General features: G+C 70.5%; 22 protein-coding genes and 1 pseudogene. 17 read left to right on the forward strand and 6 right to left on the reverse strand.

Going from position 1 to position 14,069, the window contains the following annotated elements:
• Positions 1-48 precede the first annotated feature (48 nt).
• Entirely contained in the window at positions 49-753 is a 705-nt protein-coding gene (locus tag ABEB00_RS33205; RefSeq protein ID WP_345624414.1) for a GNAT family N-acetyltransferase, read from the forward strand.
• Between the two features lie 15 nt (positions 754-768).
• Here ABEB00_RS33205 and ABEB00_RS33210 read toward each other — a convergent pair whose 3' ends face one another.
• The 3 genes from ABEB00_RS33210 to ABEB00_RS33220 are packed head-to-tail and all read right to left on the reverse strand — an operon-like array spanning position 769 to position 2,499.
• Entirely contained in the window at positions 769-1,497 is a 729-nt protein-coding gene (locus ABEB00_RS33210; protein WP_345624415.1) for a metallophosphoesterase family protein, read from the reverse strand.
• Entirely contained in the window at positions 1,494-1,769 is a 276-nt protein-coding gene (locus ABEB00_RS33215; RefSeq protein WP_345624416.1) for a hypothetical protein, read from the reverse strand. The genes ABEB00_RS33210 and ABEB00_RS33215 overlap by 4 nt, the downstream gene beginning before the upstream one ends.
• Before the next feature lie 22 nt (positions 1,770-1,791).
• Entirely contained in the window at positions 1,792-2,499 is a 708-nt protein-coding gene (locus tag ABEB00_RS33220) for a nucleotidyltransferase family protein (RefSeq protein WP_345624417.1), read from the reverse strand.
• A 281-nt stretch (positions 2,500-2,780) separates the two neighbouring features.
• Between ABEB00_RS33220 and ABEB00_RS33225 the strand changes: the two genes are divergently transcribed.
• The 3 genes from ABEB00_RS33225 to ABEB00_RS33235 all read left to right on the forward strand — a co-directional run bounded on the left by ABEB00_RS33225 (position 2,781) and on the right by ABEB00_RS33235 (position 4,533).
• Positions 2,781-3,398, forward strand: a complete 618-nt coding sequence (locus tag ABEB00_RS33225; RefSeq protein ID WP_345624418.1) for a hypothetical protein — start codon at positions 2,781-2,783, stop codon at positions 3,396-3,398.
• A 214-nt stretch (positions 3,399-3,612) separates the two neighbouring features.
• Positions 3,613-3,807, forward strand: coding sequence for a hypothetical protein (locus ABEB00_RS33230; RefSeq protein ID WP_345624419.1), 195 nt, complete (start codon positions 3,613-3,615; stop codon positions 3,805-3,807).
• A gap of 288 nt (positions 3,808-4,095) precedes the next feature.
• The gene (locus ABEB00_RS33235; RefSeq protein WP_345624420.1) at positions 4,096-4,533 is read left to right on the forward strand and encodes a hypothetical protein; all 438 of its coding nucleotides are present in this window, start codon (positions 4,096-4,098) and stop codon (positions 4,531-4,533) included.
• 207 nt (positions 4,534-4,740) lie between these two features.
• Here ABEB00_RS33235 and ABEB00_RS33240 read toward each other — a convergent pair.
• From ABEB00_RS33240 to ABEB00_RS33250, 3 genes and pseudogenes are all read right to left on the reverse strand, one after another.
• Positions 4,741-5,142 (reverse strand): annotated as a pseudogene (locus ABEB00_RS33240) (S1 family peptidase); the annotation flags it as partial.
• Positions 5,143-5,243: 101 nt separating this feature from the next.
• Positions 5,244-6,533: a tyrosine-type recombinase/integrase gene (locus ABEB00_RS33245; protein ID WP_345624421.1), complete on the reverse strand. Its 1,290-nt coding sequence runs from the start codon at positions 6,531-6,533 to the stop codon at positions 5,244-5,246.
• A gap of 443 nt (positions 6,534-6,976) precedes the next feature.
• Positions 6,977-7,405 carry a hypothetical protein gene (locus ABEB00_RS33250; protein WP_345624422.1) on the reverse strand — a complete coding sequence of 143 codons (429 nt, stop codon included), beginning with the start codon at positions 7,403-7,405 and terminating at the stop codon, positions 6,977-6,979.
• 177 nt (positions 7,406-7,582) lie between these two features.
• Between ABEB00_RS33250 and ABEB00_RS33255 the strand changes: the two genes are divergently transcribed.
• The 13 genes from ABEB00_RS33255 (at position 7,583) to ABEB00_RS33315 (ending at position 14,024) form a co-directional block, all read left to right on the forward strand.
• Positions 7,583-7,828 carry a helix-turn-helix domain-containing protein gene (locus ABEB00_RS33255; RefSeq protein ID WP_345624423.1) on the forward strand — a complete coding sequence of 82 codons (246 nt, stop codon included), beginning with the start codon at positions 7,583-7,585 and terminating at the stop codon, positions 7,826-7,828.
• A gap of 1 nt (position 7,829) precedes the next feature.
• Entirely contained in the window at positions 7,830-8,108 is a 279-nt protein-coding gene (locus tag ABEB00_RS33260) for a helix-turn-helix domain-containing protein (protein ID WP_345624424.1), read from the forward strand.
• A gap of 87 nt (positions 8,109-8,195) precedes the next feature.
• On the forward strand, positions 8,196-8,642 hold the full coding sequence (locus tag ABEB00_RS33265) for a hypothetical protein (RefSeq protein WP_345624425.1): 447 nt from the start codon (positions 8,196-8,198) through the stop codon (positions 8,640-8,642).
• On the forward strand, positions 8,639-9,358 hold the full coding sequence (locus tag ABEB00_RS33270; protein ID WP_345624426.1) for a hypothetical protein: 720 nt from the start codon (positions 8,639-8,641) through the stop codon (positions 9,356-9,358). Before ABEB00_RS33265 ends, ABEB00_RS33270 begins: the two co-directional genes overlap by 4 nt.
• On the forward strand, positions 9,355-10,197 hold the full coding sequence (locus tag ABEB00_RS33275) for a hypothetical protein (protein ID WP_345624427.1): 843 nt from the start codon (positions 9,355-9,357) through the stop codon (positions 10,195-10,197). The genes ABEB00_RS33270 and ABEB00_RS33275 overlap by 4 nt, the downstream gene beginning before the upstream one ends.
• The gene (locus ABEB00_RS33280; protein WP_345624428.1) at positions 10,197-10,418 is read left to right on the forward strand and encodes a hypothetical protein; all 222 of its coding nucleotides are present in this window, start codon (positions 10,197-10,199) and stop codon (positions 10,416-10,418) included. Before ABEB00_RS33275 ends, ABEB00_RS33280 begins: the two co-directional genes overlap by 1 nt.
• Positions 10,415-10,627, forward strand: coding sequence for a hypothetical protein (locus ABEB00_RS33285; RefSeq protein WP_345624429.1), 213 nt, complete (start codon positions 10,415-10,417; stop codon positions 10,625-10,627). Before ABEB00_RS33280 ends, ABEB00_RS33285 begins: the two co-directional genes overlap by 4 nt.
• Positions 10,627-10,809 carry a hypothetical protein gene (locus ABEB00_RS33290; protein ID WP_345624430.1) on the forward strand — a complete coding sequence of 61 codons (183 nt, stop codon included), beginning with the start codon at positions 10,627-10,629 and terminating at the stop codon, positions 10,807-10,809. Before ABEB00_RS33285 ends, ABEB00_RS33290 begins: the two co-directional genes overlap by 1 nt.
• Entirely contained in the window at positions 10,806-11,258 is a 453-nt protein-coding gene (locus ABEB00_RS33295) for a hypothetical protein (RefSeq protein ID WP_345624431.1), read from the forward strand. The genes ABEB00_RS33290 and ABEB00_RS33295 overlap by 4 nt, the downstream gene beginning before the upstream one ends.
• A 112-nt stretch (positions 11,259-11,370) precedes the next feature.
• A complete protein-coding gene (locus ABEB00_RS33300; protein ID WP_345624432.1) occupies positions 11,371-12,045 on the forward strand; it encodes a hypothetical protein in 675 nt (224 codons plus the stop codon).
• 18 nt (positions 12,046-12,063) lie between these two features.
• Positions 12,064-12,189 carry a hypothetical protein gene (locus ABEB00_RS33305; protein ID WP_345624433.1) on the forward strand — a complete coding sequence of 42 codons (126 nt, stop codon included), beginning with the start codon at positions 12,064-12,066 and terminating at the stop codon, positions 12,187-12,189.
• A complete protein-coding gene (locus ABEB00_RS33310; RefSeq protein WP_345624434.1) occupies positions 12,189-13,316 on the forward strand; it encodes a DNA polymerase III subunit beta in 1,128 nt (375 codons plus the stop codon). Before ABEB00_RS33305 ends, ABEB00_RS33310 begins: the two co-directional genes overlap by 1 nt.
• A gap of 60 nt (positions 13,317-13,376) precedes the next feature.
• Complete coding sequence (locus ABEB00_RS33315; protein WP_345624435.1) at positions 13,377-14,024, forward strand: hypothetical protein; 648 nt, start codon at positions 13,377-13,379, stop codon at positions 14,022-14,024.
• The last annotated feature ends 45 nt before the right edge of the window (positions 14,025-14,069 follow it).

Here is a 14,069-nt window from a genome sequence, read left to right on the forward strand (position 1 = left end):
CCATGAGTCCCTCTTGAGAGAGCGCTCCCAGCAGGGCACGATGCTGCGATGAACCCGCCCGCCGGCGTCACCGCCACCGCCGCCACGGCCGCCACCGCCGCCGTGCGTCCGTACCGCCCCGAGGACTACCCGGACCTGGACGACATCTGCGTGCGCACCGGGTACGAGGGCCAGGACAGCCGGCCCCACTACGCCGATCCGTCCGTCCTGACCGCGACCTTCGCCGCCCCCTACGTCCACCTGGAGCCCGAACTGGCCTTCGTGCTGGACGACGGGACCGGCCGGGCGGTCGGTTACGTCCTCGGCACGGCCGACACCGCACGGTTCGCCGCCGACTTCCGTACCGTTTGGCTGCCGCGGGTCGCCGGCCGTCATCCGGCGCCCGAGAGTCCGCCGGGGACCGGCACCGGCACCGGTACTCAGGACGAGGCGATCGCCCGCCTGCTGCACGACCCCGAGCGCATGATCGTGCCCGAACTGGCCGCCTACCCCGCCCACCTGCACATCGACCTGCTGCCCGAGTGGCAGGGCCGCGGGCACGGCCGCACGCTGATGCACACCTTCCTGCGCGCCCTGCGGGAGCGGGGCGTGCCCGCCGTCCACCTGGTGATGTCGACCGCCAACACCGGGGCCAGGGCCTTCTACGACCGGCTGGGCTTCCACGAGATCGAGGTGCCCGAGGCGGGCGCGAGCACCTGCCTCGGGCGGACCACCGAGGTCACCGAGGTCACCGGGAGCACCGGGACCTCCTGAGGGGCGGGCCCGCGGTCAGCCCGCGGCCAGGTGGTAGACGTGGAACGCCGCCTTGATCACCGGCTGGGCGACGTTGCGCACCCGCACGCCGCCCGCCGTCATCCCGTGCTCCGAGCCCAGATGGGCGTGCCCGTGGACGGCGAGGTCGGCGCCGGCCGTGTCGATGGCCTCGGCCAGCAGGTAGCTGCCGAGGAACGGGTGGATCTCCAGGGGTTCGCCCGCGAGGGTGTCGGCCACGGGGGAGAAGTGGGTCAGCGCGATGCGCACCGCGCACTCCCGGCCGTCCAGGTCCTTCAGCGCCGCGCACAGCGAGTCGGCGCTGCGCCGCGTGGTACGGACGAACTCCTTCATGACCGGCTCGCCGAACTCCCCGGCGCTGCGGCCGACGAACCCGCCGCCGAAACCCTTCGTCCCGGCGACGCCGACGCGGGTGCCGGCGCACTCCACGACCGTCCCCTCGCCCTCCAGGACCGTCACCCCGGCTTCCCGGAGGATCTCGGTCACCTTCTCGGGCTGCTCGTCGTGGTGGTCGTGGTTGCCGAGCACGGCGACCACCGGCAGCGGCAGGCCGGCCACCTCGCGGGCCACCACCCGCGCCTCCTGCGGTGTGCCGTGCCGGGTGAGGTCCCCGGCGAGCAGCAGCAGGTCGGCGCAGTCGGACAGGGTGTCGAAGGCGGGCCGCAGCAGGCCCTGGCTGTCCGGGCCCATGTGGATGTCCCCGACGGCGGCGACGCGGATCGTCACAGTTCCTCCGCCCGGTCCGGGCCGACGGTCTCGGCCACCATGATGTCGCTGTGCACGGTGAGTCCGTCCAGCTCCTCACCGACGACCCGCAGCAGGGTCTCCCGGCACCGGCCGGAGGGCACCGTGCCGGTGACCACGACCGCCCCCGCCCGGATCTCGGCGCGCACCCCCAGCTCGGCCAGTTCCTCGGCGGCCAGCCGGTCGTGCAGATGGGCGACGCGGTACTCGACGTTCTCGGCGTCGCCGGTGCTTCCGGTGCTCCCGGTGTTCATCGGTGGTCCTCCTCCGCGGTGTTCATCGGTGGTCCTCCGCCGCGGCGATGATCTCCAGCCGTTCCAGGATGAAGAAGAAGGCGGCGGGCATCGGCTCGTCCCCGCAGTCGCGCCTTACCCTCGCCCAGTCGATCTTCTCGCGCAGGGTGCGGGCGATCGGCAGGACCGCCCCGAAGTCGCAGTGGTGCTCGGAGAAGGCCGACAGCAGGCTCCACATCAGGTCGGTCGGCGACAGCACCGGCATCAGCACCGAGTCGACCGAGAGGTCCTCGGCCCGGCCCAGCAACTCCTTGGTGACGGGCTGGTGTGCCAGTTCGAAGATGAGGTCGACCTGCTGGCCGAGGCAGTCCGCCTTCAACAGCCAGTCCTCGGGCGGCGTGTAGACGTGCAGGCCCGCGCCGCGCAGCGCCTCGGCCACCGCCCCGGCGTCCTCGGGCCGGATGGCGAAGTCGACGTCGTGCTGGAGATTGGTGGTGCCGCCGTGCGCGTACACGGCGACGCTGCCCGCCACCGCGAACGGCAGGCCGGTCCGCTTCAGCAGCGCACCCACCTGCTTGGCCGCCTCCAGGATCGCCTGGTTGCGGTCGACGGGCAGGTTCTCCTCGCGCAGGCCCTCGCGCACCACGTCGGGCACGCCGCCGTACGGCACGGGCGCGGCCTCCCCGGCCACCCGTAGTCCGGACACACCGGCGCGCTGATCGAACGCGTTGTCGTCGGCGGGCTGCGTCATCACTGTCCCCTTTCCTCACCGGGCCGTCCTCCGGTCTCGCGGAGGGCCGGTCCCCCCGGGCCTCAAATGACCTGTCGGGTACCCGGCGCGTCCGCTTCGACACGGCCCGTTCCCCCGGGAAGACCGTTGCCTGAACATGACATTCCGCATGAACCCGTGACGCCTGTTCAGGGCAACGCATCCGGCTTCCCGCGGGTCATACGGGGTGTGCGGGCCGGGAACGCAGTGGGCGTTCCGACCGACCGGTCCGCCCGAGACCGACCGACCCACCTGGGGGAGACATGCGCATCCGTACCCGAGGGACCCGACTCGCCGTCACCGCGGCGGCCGCCGCGGCCGCCGTCGCCATGGCCGCCGTCCCGGCCCTCGCCGCCCCGTCCGCCGCCGGCCAGCCCCGGTTCCTGCGGCCCGCCGAACTGCCGCCGCACGCGTCCTCCGGCTGGTCGGCCGGGCCCGTCACCGCCGGGCAGCCCGACCCGCTGCCGATCTGCGTGGGCGACGCCCTGCCGTCCACCTCGGTCCACCGCCGCTACACCACCGAGTACGACACCGGCGCGCTCCAGGTCACGGTCGTGGAGCGGGACGCCGCGCGGGCCGAGCAGTTCGCGGCCCTGCTCCGCGAGGACCTCGCCGACTGCGCGCGCACGCTGACCGAGCAGGACCCCGACGTCACCGCCACGGGCAAGTACTACGGCCGCCTCGACGTCGAGGAGGGCGCCCACGTCTACGGCCTGCACACCGCCCACACCTGGGGCGCGTCCGACATCGCCCTCTTCTCGGTCGGCCGGGACGGCCGGACCGTGACCGTCGTGCAGTGGGCGCAGATGGGTGACTTCGCGCACGCCCAGGTGGCCGACTTCCGGACCACCACCGCTACGGCCGTACGCAAGCTGTACTGACGGCCCGTCGGGCGGTGGCCGCCCGGCCTTGGCCGGCAGGCCGAACACGTCGCGCCCACCGGCACTCTCCGCCCGGCCCGGCGGGTCGCGACGGGCCCGCCCGCGCGCCGACCGGTCACGGGCTCTCACCCGAATGGTCCCCGCACGGTTCAGGTGCGAGGCCGATCCGGTGTCTCCTTGAGGGTGACGGCGGCGTCCAGACCGGGAGGCCGAAATGTACGAGATGTGTGTAGGCCCGGAGAAGCCGGGCGGGACACTGGTGTGGCATGTGGTGGCCAAACAGGCCGCGGCCACGTTGTGCGGGCAACAGCTCCGCAGGCGCGACGCGGCGACCGACGGCGAACGGGCACGGCACTGCCCCGACTGCATGTCCTCGTTCGAGAAGCTGATGGCCACCACACCGTGCTGACGCACCGTCAGTCACGGCTGCCGGCCCGAGGGGACATGTGCCCGGTGATCCCCGCAAGGCGAAGACATCTTCCCCGTTCGAGTGCCGGCCCCGCCGCGACCCCGCGGCGGGGCCGGCACTCGTGCGGCGGGGGCCGTTTTCCGCCTCGGACCGGCCGGGGTCGGCCGTACCAGGGGCGTTATTCGGACTGACCGCCGTACGGCCCGGGGCGCGGTGGGACAATCTGCCCACAGGGCCGGTGGCCGACGCCGTGGTCGATGCCGCCCGGGAGCGGAAGGAGCCGTCAGCATGATCGAGTGGGTGCCCCTGGGCAGTGGTGCGAGACCCGTCCCCCGTCCCGTGGCCGCCCCGCTCGTGTGGGCGGCGGCCTTCGCCGGCGCCCTGGTCCTAGTGGCGTTCCTCAACACCACCGTGGGCATCGGCCGTCCGGGAGTGGCGCTGCCGGCGCTCTCCCTGCTCGCCGCGGTCCTCGGACTGTGCGCGCGGTTCACCGCCGCCCCGGGCACGGCCGTCCTGTGCTGGCTCTCCCTGAACGGCTTCGCCGTCCCGCCCGCGGGCGTCCTGACCTGGGCCGGCGCGCGGGACGCGGGCTGGCTGGCCTGCCTGCTCGCCGCGGCGCTCGTGGGCACGGCACTCGCCCGCGTGGTGCACGCCCGCGCCGCCTACCGCCGCCTGACCACGGCACAGGGCTTCGAGGCACGCGACCCGCGCTTCGGCGACGACTGACGGCAGCGGCGGAGCACCGGCGCAGTACCGGCGCAGTAGCGGGGGAGTACGGGCGGAGTGGCGGGGGAGTACGGGCGGAGTGCCGGCCGGGCACCGGCCGCGGGGCAGCCGAGCGGCGGTCGGCCCGCGGGTGAGGGGCCCGCCCTGAGTGACGGACCCCTGTCACAACAGACCCCTGCGGAGCGCGCGTGGTTCAGGCCGTGTGGTTCAGGCCGTGTGCAGGGTCAGCCCGTAGCGGTTCAGGATCTCGTTGACGGGCTGGAACCAGGTCTCACCGCCGCTGGAGCAGTTGCCCCAGCCGCCGGAGGTGACGCCCTGCGCCTGGTCGCCGCTGATGAAGGAGCCGCCCGAGTCGCCGGGCTCGGCGCAGACACTGGTCTTCGTCATCTGGTGGACGGCGCCCTGGCTGTAGTTGACCGTCTCGTTCTTGGCCAGCAGGGTGCCGCAGTGCCAGTGGGTGGTGGAGCCGGAGCGGCAGATCGAGGCGCCGACCGGGGCCTCCGCCGAACCGCGCACGAGCTGGTCGGGGACGGTGCCCCAGCCGAGCACCACCGGTACCGTCCACCAGCCGCTGCCCACGCTGACCCAGGCGTAGTCGTTGTCGGGGAAGTAACAAGATCACGCCTCCAGGGGGACCGGAGGGGACTCTGACCTGCGGCGCTGCCGAGGCGCTCGCCCTCACTGGGAAAGAAGTGGGAAACGCATCCGCGTCAGCCCTTCAGCCCGTTACCCCGGAAGGTTTCCCAGCGGCCCTGCAGTGCCTTCATGATGGCACGCTCCATCGCCACCGTCACGCTGCTGTAGGTGCCCTCCACACCCGGGACCTCGTGCCCCATGCGCGACTCCACCGCGAACCGGCTGTGCCCGTCCTCGTCCAGCCAAGCCTTGTGCCCGTGCCGGATCAAGTACATGCGCTTGCCGGCCCACGCCGGTACCGGCTCGATCACCGGGCGGATGCTGCCGTACCTTCCGTGCACCTGCGTCCTCGCCGCAGCACCCTTGGAGATTGGGGACCAGTAGCTCTTGGAGAACGGGGCGCTCTTGAGGTTGCCGCCCTCAACAGCCGGGAACACCCACTTGTTGCCGTGGCTCTCAAGCAGCTTCTCCAGCATGTCGGCCAGGAACTGCGGGATGACCAGCGTTCTGTAGGAGTAGTACTTGGGCGGCACTTCCACCACCGAGGTGCCCTCGTCCTGCTGCACCTGCTGCTGCACCCGGATAGCAGGCATGAGTCCCTCCCCCTTGCCGTACCGGAGCACGTCCTCCTCGTACCGCTCCTCCTCGTCGGGGTCTGGCCGCAGGTCGCTGCCGGGCCAGACCGGGTAGCAGTACTCACGGCGCAGGCCGAACAGCTCACCCGGGCGCATCCCGGTCATGGCCATCGTCCAGATCATGACGTAACCGGTGTAGCCGAAGACGATCTCGGCGTTGCGTGCCAGGTGATCGATCGACGTGATGTCCATGTCGCGCTTGCGTTCACGCTGCGTCTTCTTGACGAACCGGCCACGCGTCCGCTTTCGCTCCACAGGGGAGGCTTTGATGAGCCGGGGTACGGCGTCATCGAGGATCATCCCGAGAACGGTCATGACGTTTCCGGCACTCGACGCCGCCGGCAGCTTGCGGTGGATGTGCTTGCGGAAGGCCCGGTAGGCGATCACGTCGACCTCGCTGACAGTCGTGCCGGCGAAGTAGGGCCGAATGTGCCGATTGATGATCGATTTATAGTTTTTGCTCGTCGTGTAGGCATGGTCGGTCGCGGCGAACCAGTCGTCGATCCAGTCGGTCATCAGGGTCGCGCCATCACGGTTGGAGATGGCCGTGCCGTGCCGGATCTCCGACATCTTGTCGAGCCCGTGTTCGTAGGCGCTGTCCTCGTCGGTGAACCCGCCTTTGGACTCGAAGCGCTTGCGGCCGTCGTCGTGGTACTCGCCGGACCACCACTTCACGCGGCAGGTTCCGCCACGCCATTCGGTGTAGATGTCCTGTGCGCGCCTGGCCATGTCGCCCCCTTGTGCTGGTGGTGCGGCGCGGTAGCCCGGCAGGCACCCCTGCCGCCGCGGCTCCGCGTCGTCATGATCTCAGCCCTGCTGCCCCATGGGGCAGTTTGGGCAGTGACCACATTCACCACCGAGTTCCCGCACCATCTCCCGCATCGCGGCCTGGGCTTCAGGCCGTTCGCGGATCTGGCGTGGCACTACACAGACGATCCCTGTATCGGTACGGACCGCTGTCCCGTCAAACTTCGGCCCGTAGTCGACTATGAGCGCGTCTCTTTGCTGCATGGCTCCCCCTGTGTGTCGCCTGGAAGGGAAGCCCCCGAGGGTGTGTCACGACTGTGCCACGTCTACGACGTTTTGGGACTGGCTGGGACCGAGTGACGGGAGAGGGATATGTAACAGAATGGCAAAACGCAAAGGGTTGTACGCCAATAGGGTGAACTTGCCTAGAGGAGACCCTCTTCGCTCAGGTCCCGCACGATGCGCTCACTCATTTCCCGGATCTCTTCGGCCGGCGTTCCCTTTGCCGTGGCGATCAACGCCAACTGCACTGTGGCGAGGGCCTTCTTGTCGATGACATCCTGGGGGACAGGTGACTTCTGGACACCGGAAGCGCCGATCACGCCCTCGACCGTGATCGGGTCCCCACCGTCCAGCACCTCCAGGCAGCTACCGCCAGCCCACTGAAGCAACTTGTCGAACTTCCAATAGTTGGTCTTCCTGAGCGGAAGACCCTTCTCCACCCGCTGCCACGTCCCCTTGGAAGTGCCTGCGGACTGGGCGTTCGAGGCGTTGAGCGCCAAGCCGAGTTCGGCTCGGCGGCGCCTGGCGAACTTCGCCAGCCTCTCGTAGTCGTAGTTCTCGACGCTTGGCATGGGGCCATCTTGGCAGGACTGGTGGGGACCAGCCAGGACCAGGGGTCACTTAGGCCCGTTCTCGCTCCTTGATTTCCGCAGGTCAGGGTCCAACTAGGCGCGAGTGATGCCCACAGACGGCCAACTAGTGCCCACCAAAGCCTAGACAGCGCGACCAAGTAGGGCTAACTTTCAGGCATGGCGCAAACCCCAACCACCTACACGGTGGACGGGACGGCTATCTGCAGCAAGCGCATGTCAGCGGGGATGGAAGTCCAGCAGCTCGCCGACCTGGTCGGCATAACCGCCAACTACCTGCGAAAGGTGGAACGCGGCGACCGCCCCCGCATGAGACCTGGCCCCTACCAGGCACTCCGAGCCGCCCTGAACGCGAACAAGACCGAACTCCTCGCCCCCCACCCTCACCCCCCTGAAAGGAAGTGACGTGGCCACGAAGCAGTCCCTGCGGACCCCCACCCAGCCCCGGGACCTCAACGCACCCTTCTTCGACCTCCGCGAAGTCGCCTGGATTCTCAACCTCAGCGTCGACACCGTCCGCCGCCGCATCCGGGCCGGCTTGCTGCCCTGCAGCCAAGCCGTCGAAGGCGGAACGATCACCGTTTCTCGCGCCGACCTGGACGCGTACCACGAGGCGACCCGCCTCGTCGCCTTCCCCGGCCGGCGCCGCTCCACCACACGCCGACCGGCCCGCGCCGCCGCCTGACCGGCCACGCAAAGAGGCCACCCAAACGCCAGCCCGGGTGACCTCGACGCGATCAACCCTCACACCAGAGCGAAAGGAGGGAGCCGCGTGGCTCCCAGTATCTCATCAGCCCTGGAGGCCCCGAAGGTCTCCCTGGACGCCGAGTTGCGTAACGCGGCGGCGAAGCTCCGGAAGCATGTGAAGCACGCGACCGAGTCGCCGTGGGTCACCGGCTCCGTGTGGTCCCCGCGTGTCACGTCCACGTCCGCCGTTTACTCGCACGCCCACCCGGCCGGCACGGTCGCCTCCGAGGTCGTCGCCTCCGGGAAGATCCGGCCCGGGTACGGCGGGATCCGCGAGCCGTGGAACGCCGAGTACATCGCCCTCATGCAGCCGTCCGTCGGCGCCGCCCTGGCATCGCTGCTGGAGGTTGAAGCCGAGGTCGTCGCCTCCCGGATCGCCCAGGACGGTACGGCCGACTACGCCGCCGACTTCGGTACCGGCCACCTCGTCGACATCGCCCGCCTCATCAACGGTGAGGCGGTAGCCCGGTGACCGCCTCCGATCTCGACCCGTTTTGGGTCGAAGCCCGCGAGAACTTCCTCACCAAGGGCAGCACTAGCGCCGACCCGTCCGCCTGCGGCACCTGCCGCAGCCGCGCCCAAGCCGGGGAACCGGTCGAGCACGACGGCTGCGCGCAGCGCGCCACGCTCTTTCAGGCCCCCGACCACCCGCATTACGAGATCCTCGCCGGCTTCTCCCTGGAGGAGAACGCCAAGCTCCCGGCCCGCTTCCATGTCCCCGTCTTCGACGACTGCGGCGTGCCGAATGCCTGGCTGTGCGCAGTCTGCCAGGAGGAGGGCGTCGTCGCCGGATGGCCGTGCGCCACTGCCACCAAGTACGGCACGCAGGTATTCACGCCGCTGCACGAGGCGGAGACGGTGCACGAGAAGCAGACCGTCGAGCTGGCCGCGTACCGCGCCCTTGACCTCGGCGACCTGGACGGCCGCGTCTCCGCGTCCTGCGGTATCCCCGAGCACCCGACGTGGCTTCGCGCCCCGGACGACGACCGTGGCTGCCCCTGGTGCCGTATTGCCGAGCTGGAGCGCCCCGCCGTCGAGGCGAAGCGCGCGGAGATCCGCCAGTCCTACGTCGAACTGATCGCCCAGGCCGAGCAGGACCGCGACTTCGAGGGCGCCTTCAACGTCCAGTGCAGCCTCCGCGAACGCGAGGAGCAGTGGAAGGCCGAGGACGAGGAGGCGATCGCGTGAACGCCGAGACGTTCAACCGCCTCTACCCGGTCGGCACGCTGGTGTTCGCCTACCCGGGTGCCCGCCCGGAGGACATCCCGTCCGCCCGCCGGCTGGTGACCCGGACCCGCACCAAGGCGCAGGTGTCGGCCAGCGGCGACCCGGTGGTCTGGGTGGAGGGTGAGGGCGCCTACATCGCCCTCACCCACGTCGACCCGGTGGCGAAGGACGCCTGGGAGAAGGCGAAGACCGACGAAGCCGTGGCCGGCCAGGGAGCCCTGCCGATGCCGGTGGGAACCCAGGAGCGGGAGGCCGAGGCTGCCGCCCGCAGGAGGATCACGGACCTGCTGTGGTGGAGCGTCCCTTCCGGGGACAACGCCGAGGCGAAAGCCATCGCGCAGGGCATGCTCGACGTCTTCACGGACGCGGTACGCGCCACCCAGAACGCCGAGCTGGCCAAGCTGCGCGCCGACCAAGAGGCGAACGACCGCGAGTTCGAGAAGGTCACCGCCGACCTAGACGAGGCCCGGCAGCAGCTCGCCGACGCCCGCACGGCAACGCTCACCGAGGTCATCGACCTGATCGAACGGTTCGCCGCCGGGGCCTTGGAACGGGCCGCGTTCCGCGACCTCGTCACCGAACTCCGCCGGATCAGCGCAGTTGCCGCACCCCAGGAGGGCGACTCCGACCGGCGCCGCCGTATCTACATCGACGGCCACGGCGAAGCGTGGATCTCCCTCAGCCACGACTCCAACATCCGCTACATCGGCCGGCTCGCCGGCGCCTTCCACGGCGACGAGACAACCGACACGGTCCGCGAACACACCGGCAGTCTTCGCGAGATCGGCAGGTGCTGGTGATGACCCGACCGATCCGCGACCTGGACGTCCCAGCCGCCGCACTGGAGCGCCGACTACGGGTGGAGGCGTCGACGGCCCGCCTGCGCTGGCTCCTCGCCCACCCCGAGGTCGTATCCACCGACACCCCCGCCAGCCCCGGCGACCTCGCCGACATGCGGCACCTGCTCTACGACCCCGACCCCGACTTCGAACTCCCGCCCCTCGCCAAGGAGACGCCGTGACCCGAATCAGCCTGCTGGCCATCAAGGTCGACAGCCAGCCCAACGACATCCGGCTGAGCGCCGAAGATCACGGCCTCATCCTGCGCCTAGCGCCCGGTGTCCACCTCGACCTGTCCGACACGTCCGAGGAAAGCCTGCGGGTCATGGCCCAGCAGCTCATGACCGCCGCCCGTATCAAGGCGGCCCGGCAGCTCCCGGCGGTGGCGTGATGACCATCCTCGACCTGCCGCCCATGCCTGCGGACGCCGACCCGGTCATCCTGCCCGGCCTCCTGTCCGGCCTCGGCCTCGCCCCACGGACCGTCGACCCCGACTTCCAGGCATCGATCGACAGCGGCCTCACCGAGACCTTCGAGGACTTCTGCCAGCGCATCAGCAAGGCGGCGGCATGAGCATCGTCCCCGGCTTCCGCCGCACCCACGCCCGACACCGCGGCCTCACACCTACGCAGTTGAAACAGGAAATCGCCCGACTGCAGCGGGAAGCCGGCGAACTCACCTGCCAGCTCGTCGAGGTCGCTATCGAGAACGACCGTCTGCGGGCCGACCGCAACCGGGTTGCCGCCGAGCGCGAGCAGGAGGCCCTCGCCAACGGCAAGACCATCGACGACCTCGCCGACGAGCGCGACTACTGGATGACCGACGCCCGCCGGTTACGGGACCGGTTCTCCGCCCAGATCGCCGCCGACGCCAACGCCGTCCGGGTCGAGGTGCCGCCCATGGTGCGGGATACCAGCGACCCCGCCGATCAGGCCACCCAGCCCATTGCGGTCATCACCCTCGCCGAAGCCGCCGCGGCCGGCCGCCTCGGGCCCGTCACCGACCCGGGCCGCGTCGCCTGACTCGCCGCCCCGCCAGCGCCGAGACGGCCCGGCCGGGCGGAGGTCAACGCAGAAACCCCGAGCGCTCACGACGCCCGGGGGTTCCAACCACAGCATCCCATGGAGGGACCCCGTGACCACCACATCCGCCGCCGAACGCGCCGCCGCACTGCGCGCCGAATACGCCCGGCTCGGCGAGAACGTCGACCACCTGTCAGACCTCGACCTGCTCAACCGGGAGGTCGAGCGCGTGGCGTCCGAGTCCCGTCGCCACCAGAACGCCTACAGCGCTCTGCTGCAGGACCAGGTCAAGAAGGAGCAGTCATGCTGGGCCGCGGCTCGGCGGGCGTCCGCCGAGGACCGCTCGGCGTGGGCTGGCATGTACCTCGGACACCTCGTCCGCCTGAACGCCCACCAGATCAACGGGCTCATCCATCGCGCGGCCCAACTGCCCGACGGGCGTGTTCCCGTCGAAGTGGCCCGCGCACTGAAGGAAGCCGCCCAGCAGGCCAAGTGGTCGATGTCCGGCGTCATCGGCGGCACGCACAGCCAGCTCGACGGCGTCCGCCGCCAGAGCGAAGAGATCCGCCTGGTCGAGAAGCAGCGCGACGAGATCTGGCGCCTGCGCCAGTTCATCACCGAGCTGGGCCAGCGGCTGCACGTCCAGCATGGCGGCAAGGGCAGCCGCGAGAACGGCTGGCGCTGCGAGTGCTCCGGATGCGAACTGATCCGCGCCATGGACGACGTGCCCGTCGAGCGCGACGCCGAGATTGCCACCCCCACGACTTCCGCGGTCACCGCCGCCTGACCCCACCAGGAGACTTCCATGAACCAAATCGCCCTGTTTCCCCTGACCGCCCTGCAGACCAAGGGCTACGCCCAGCCCGAGCCCCACGACACCGAGACCGACATCGAAGTCGAGCAGGCCACCGACATCGAGGACGCGGCCTGATGAAGATCCGCATCGACCAGAAGCAGTTGGCGGGGGCAGCGCGCAGTGCCCACCGCCGGCTCCCCAACAATCCGCTGCAGCCCGTGCTTGGCGGGCTGCTGCTGGAAACCGGCGGCGACTCGGTCACCCTGTCCGGCTTCGACTACGAAACCAGCACCCGCGCCACCCTGCCCGCCGACGTTCTCGAAACAGGCAAGGTGCTCGTCTCGGGCCGGCTGCTCGCCGACGTGACCGCGGCCATGCCCGCCGGACCGATCGACGTCGTCGCCGACGACCGCGAACTGACCCTGACCGCGCCGGGCACCACCTTCACGCTGCCGACGATGAGCCGCCGCGACTACCCGGAGCTGCCGACCGCACCCGAGGCATCCGGCACCGTGGACGGCGACCTGCTCGCCCCAGCCGTCGTGCACGCCGCGCAGGCGTCCATGCCCGACAAGGAAGCCGCAGGCAACCTGGAGGGCTTCCGCGGCGTACACGTCGCCGCCGACGGCGACCACCTGACGGTGTCCGCCTCCGACCGCTACCGCATCGTGCGGCACCGCCTGCCCTGGACCCCGGACGGCGACAGCGCCGGCGAACTGCTGGTGCCCGCCGCCCACCTGGCCGCCACCTGTAAGCAGTTGGCTGGCAGCCCGGTCCGGATCTCGTTCACCGGCGCTGCCTCGGTGGCGGCGCTGGCTGGCGACACCCTGACCGTGACCAGCCGCACCGTCGCCACACCCTTCCCCGACATCGCCAGCTTCTTCCCCGACCCGGCGCAAGCCGCCGGGTGGATGCGCTGCGACGGCACCGAACTGCTGGAGGCGGTGAAGCGGGCCGCACTCGTCAACGACAAGGAAGAGCAGGCCATCACCCTCACCTTCGGGCACGGCCAGGTCACGGTGGCCGGTGGCGTCGAAGGATCGACGGGCGCCTCCCGCGTCGAAGCCGAAACCACGGACCTGGACGGGTTCACCGCCGGCTACCGGCCTGGCTTCCTCGGCTCCCTGCTGGCCCCGATCAGCGGCGCCGTCCAGGTCTGGTTCACCACCCCCAGCAAGCCGGTGCTGATCCAGCCCGTCGACGACAACGGCGCCGCCACCGACCACTACCGGGCCGTGTGCATGCCCGTCCGCCTCAAGTAGCCGAACGCCCCGCCGGGCGGAATCCGGCGGGGCACCCCACCAGCATCCCAGGAGCCAACCGTGATCACCATCGCTGACCACACCCTCAGTCGCCTCGTCTCCCAGACTCGCCCGCACGTCGGCAACCTGGTCGACGCCGAAGCTGTCCAGTGCATCACCTTCGAGTACGACAACGGCGTCCTGTACGCCATGGCCACCAACCGGTACACGCTCGCCGTGGCCCGCACTCAGGTCACCGCAGGCAGTGGCAAGCCGTGGCACGCCATCGTGCGCCGCACGCAGATCCCCGAGCTCGCCGCCGCGATCAAGCTGCTCGACTCCAAGCCCGTCAACCTGGAACGCAAGGGGGACCGGCTCATCCTGTCCGGCGACTCCGGCACCCGCATCGCCATCGAGCTGAGCCCGTTCGCGAAGAAGCCCCTCGACTGGCGCAAGATCCTGCTGCCCGCCCTGGAGCGCGGCGCCAGCGACCAGCAGATGGCGATGGAGCCGAAGTTCTTCGGCGCCTGGAAGAACCTTCCCGGCCCCGTCCAGATGTGGTCGACCGGCGAAGGCAAGCCCACGGTGATCGTTGCCGCCGACTTCCTGGGCGCGCAGATGCCGATCCGGATGCGGGACGGAGCCCACGACACCCTCCGCGCCGAACTGGACGCCTGGAAGGCCGCCACACGCGACGAGCCCGAGACCTCCGAGCCAGCCGCGGCCTGACCAGCAACCGAAGACCGCCGCGTCTGAGCCGCCCCCACGGTTCCG

Source organism: Streptomyces ziwulingensis (genome assembly GCF_039542605.1).
Lineage (GTDB): Bacteria > Actinomycetota > Actinomycetes > Streptomycetales > Streptomycetaceae > Streptomyces > Streptomyces ziwulingensis.

What these genes read in the sequence shown, in the direction of transcription:
- ABEB00_RS33205 (WP_345624414.1), top strand. Translation starts at nt 49, where the DNA reads ATGAACCCGCCCGCCGGCGTCACCGCCACCGCCGCCACGGCCGCCACC.
- ABEB00_RS33215 (WP_345624416.1), bottom strand. Translation starts at nt 1,769, where the DNA reads ATGAACACCGGGAGCACCGGAAGCACCGGCGACGCCGAGAACGTCGAG.
- ABEB00_RS33220 (WP_345624417.1), bottom strand. Translation starts at nt 2,499, where the DNA reads ATGACGCAGCCCGCCGACGACAACGCGTTCGATCAGCGCGCCGGTGTG.
- ABEB00_RS33225 (WP_345624418.1), top strand. Translation starts at nt 2,781, where the DNA reads ATGCGCATCCGTACCCGAGGGACCCGACTCGCCGTCACCGCGGCGGCC.
- ABEB00_RS33230 (WP_345624419.1), top strand. Translation starts at nt 3,613, where the DNA reads ATGTACGAGATGTGTGTAGGCCCGGAGAAGCCGGGCGGGACACTGGTG.
- ABEB00_RS33235 (WP_345624420.1), top strand. Translation starts at nt 4,096, where the DNA reads ATGATCGAGTGGGTGCCCCTGGGCAGTGGTGCGAGACCCGTCCCCCGT.
- ABEB00_RS33245 (WP_345624421.1), bottom strand. Translation starts at nt 6,533, where the DNA reads ATGGCCAGGCGCGCACAGGACATCTACACCGAATGGCGTGGCGGAACC.
- ABEB00_RS33250 (WP_345624422.1), bottom strand. Translation starts at nt 7,405, where the DNA reads ATGCCAAGCGTCGAGAACTACGACTACGAGAGGCTGGCGAAGTTCGCC.
- ABEB00_RS33255 (WP_345624423.1), top strand. Translation starts at nt 7,583, where the DNA reads ATGGCGCAAACCCCAACCACCTACACGGTGGACGGGACGGCTATCTGC.
- ABEB00_RS33280 (WP_345624428.1), top strand. Translation starts at nt 10,197, where the DNA reads ATGACCCGACCGATCCGCGACCTGGACGTCCCAGCCGCCGCACTGGAG.
- ABEB00_RS33290 (WP_345624430.1), top strand. Translation starts at nt 10,627, where the DNA reads ATGACCATCCTCGACCTGCCGCCCATGCCTGCGGACGCCGACCCGGTC.
- ABEB00_RS33295 (WP_345624431.1), top strand. Translation starts at nt 10,806, where the DNA reads ATGAGCATCGTCCCCGGCTTCCGCCGCACCCACGCCCGACACCGCGGC.
- ABEB00_RS33305 (WP_345624433.1), top strand. Translation starts at nt 12,064, where the DNA reads ATGAACCAAATCGCCCTGTTTCCCCTGACCGCCCTGCAGACCAAGGGC.
- ABEB00_RS33310 (WP_345624434.1), top strand. Translation starts at nt 12,189, where the DNA reads ATGAAGATCCGCATCGACCAGAAGCAGTTGGCGGGGGCAGCGCGCAGT.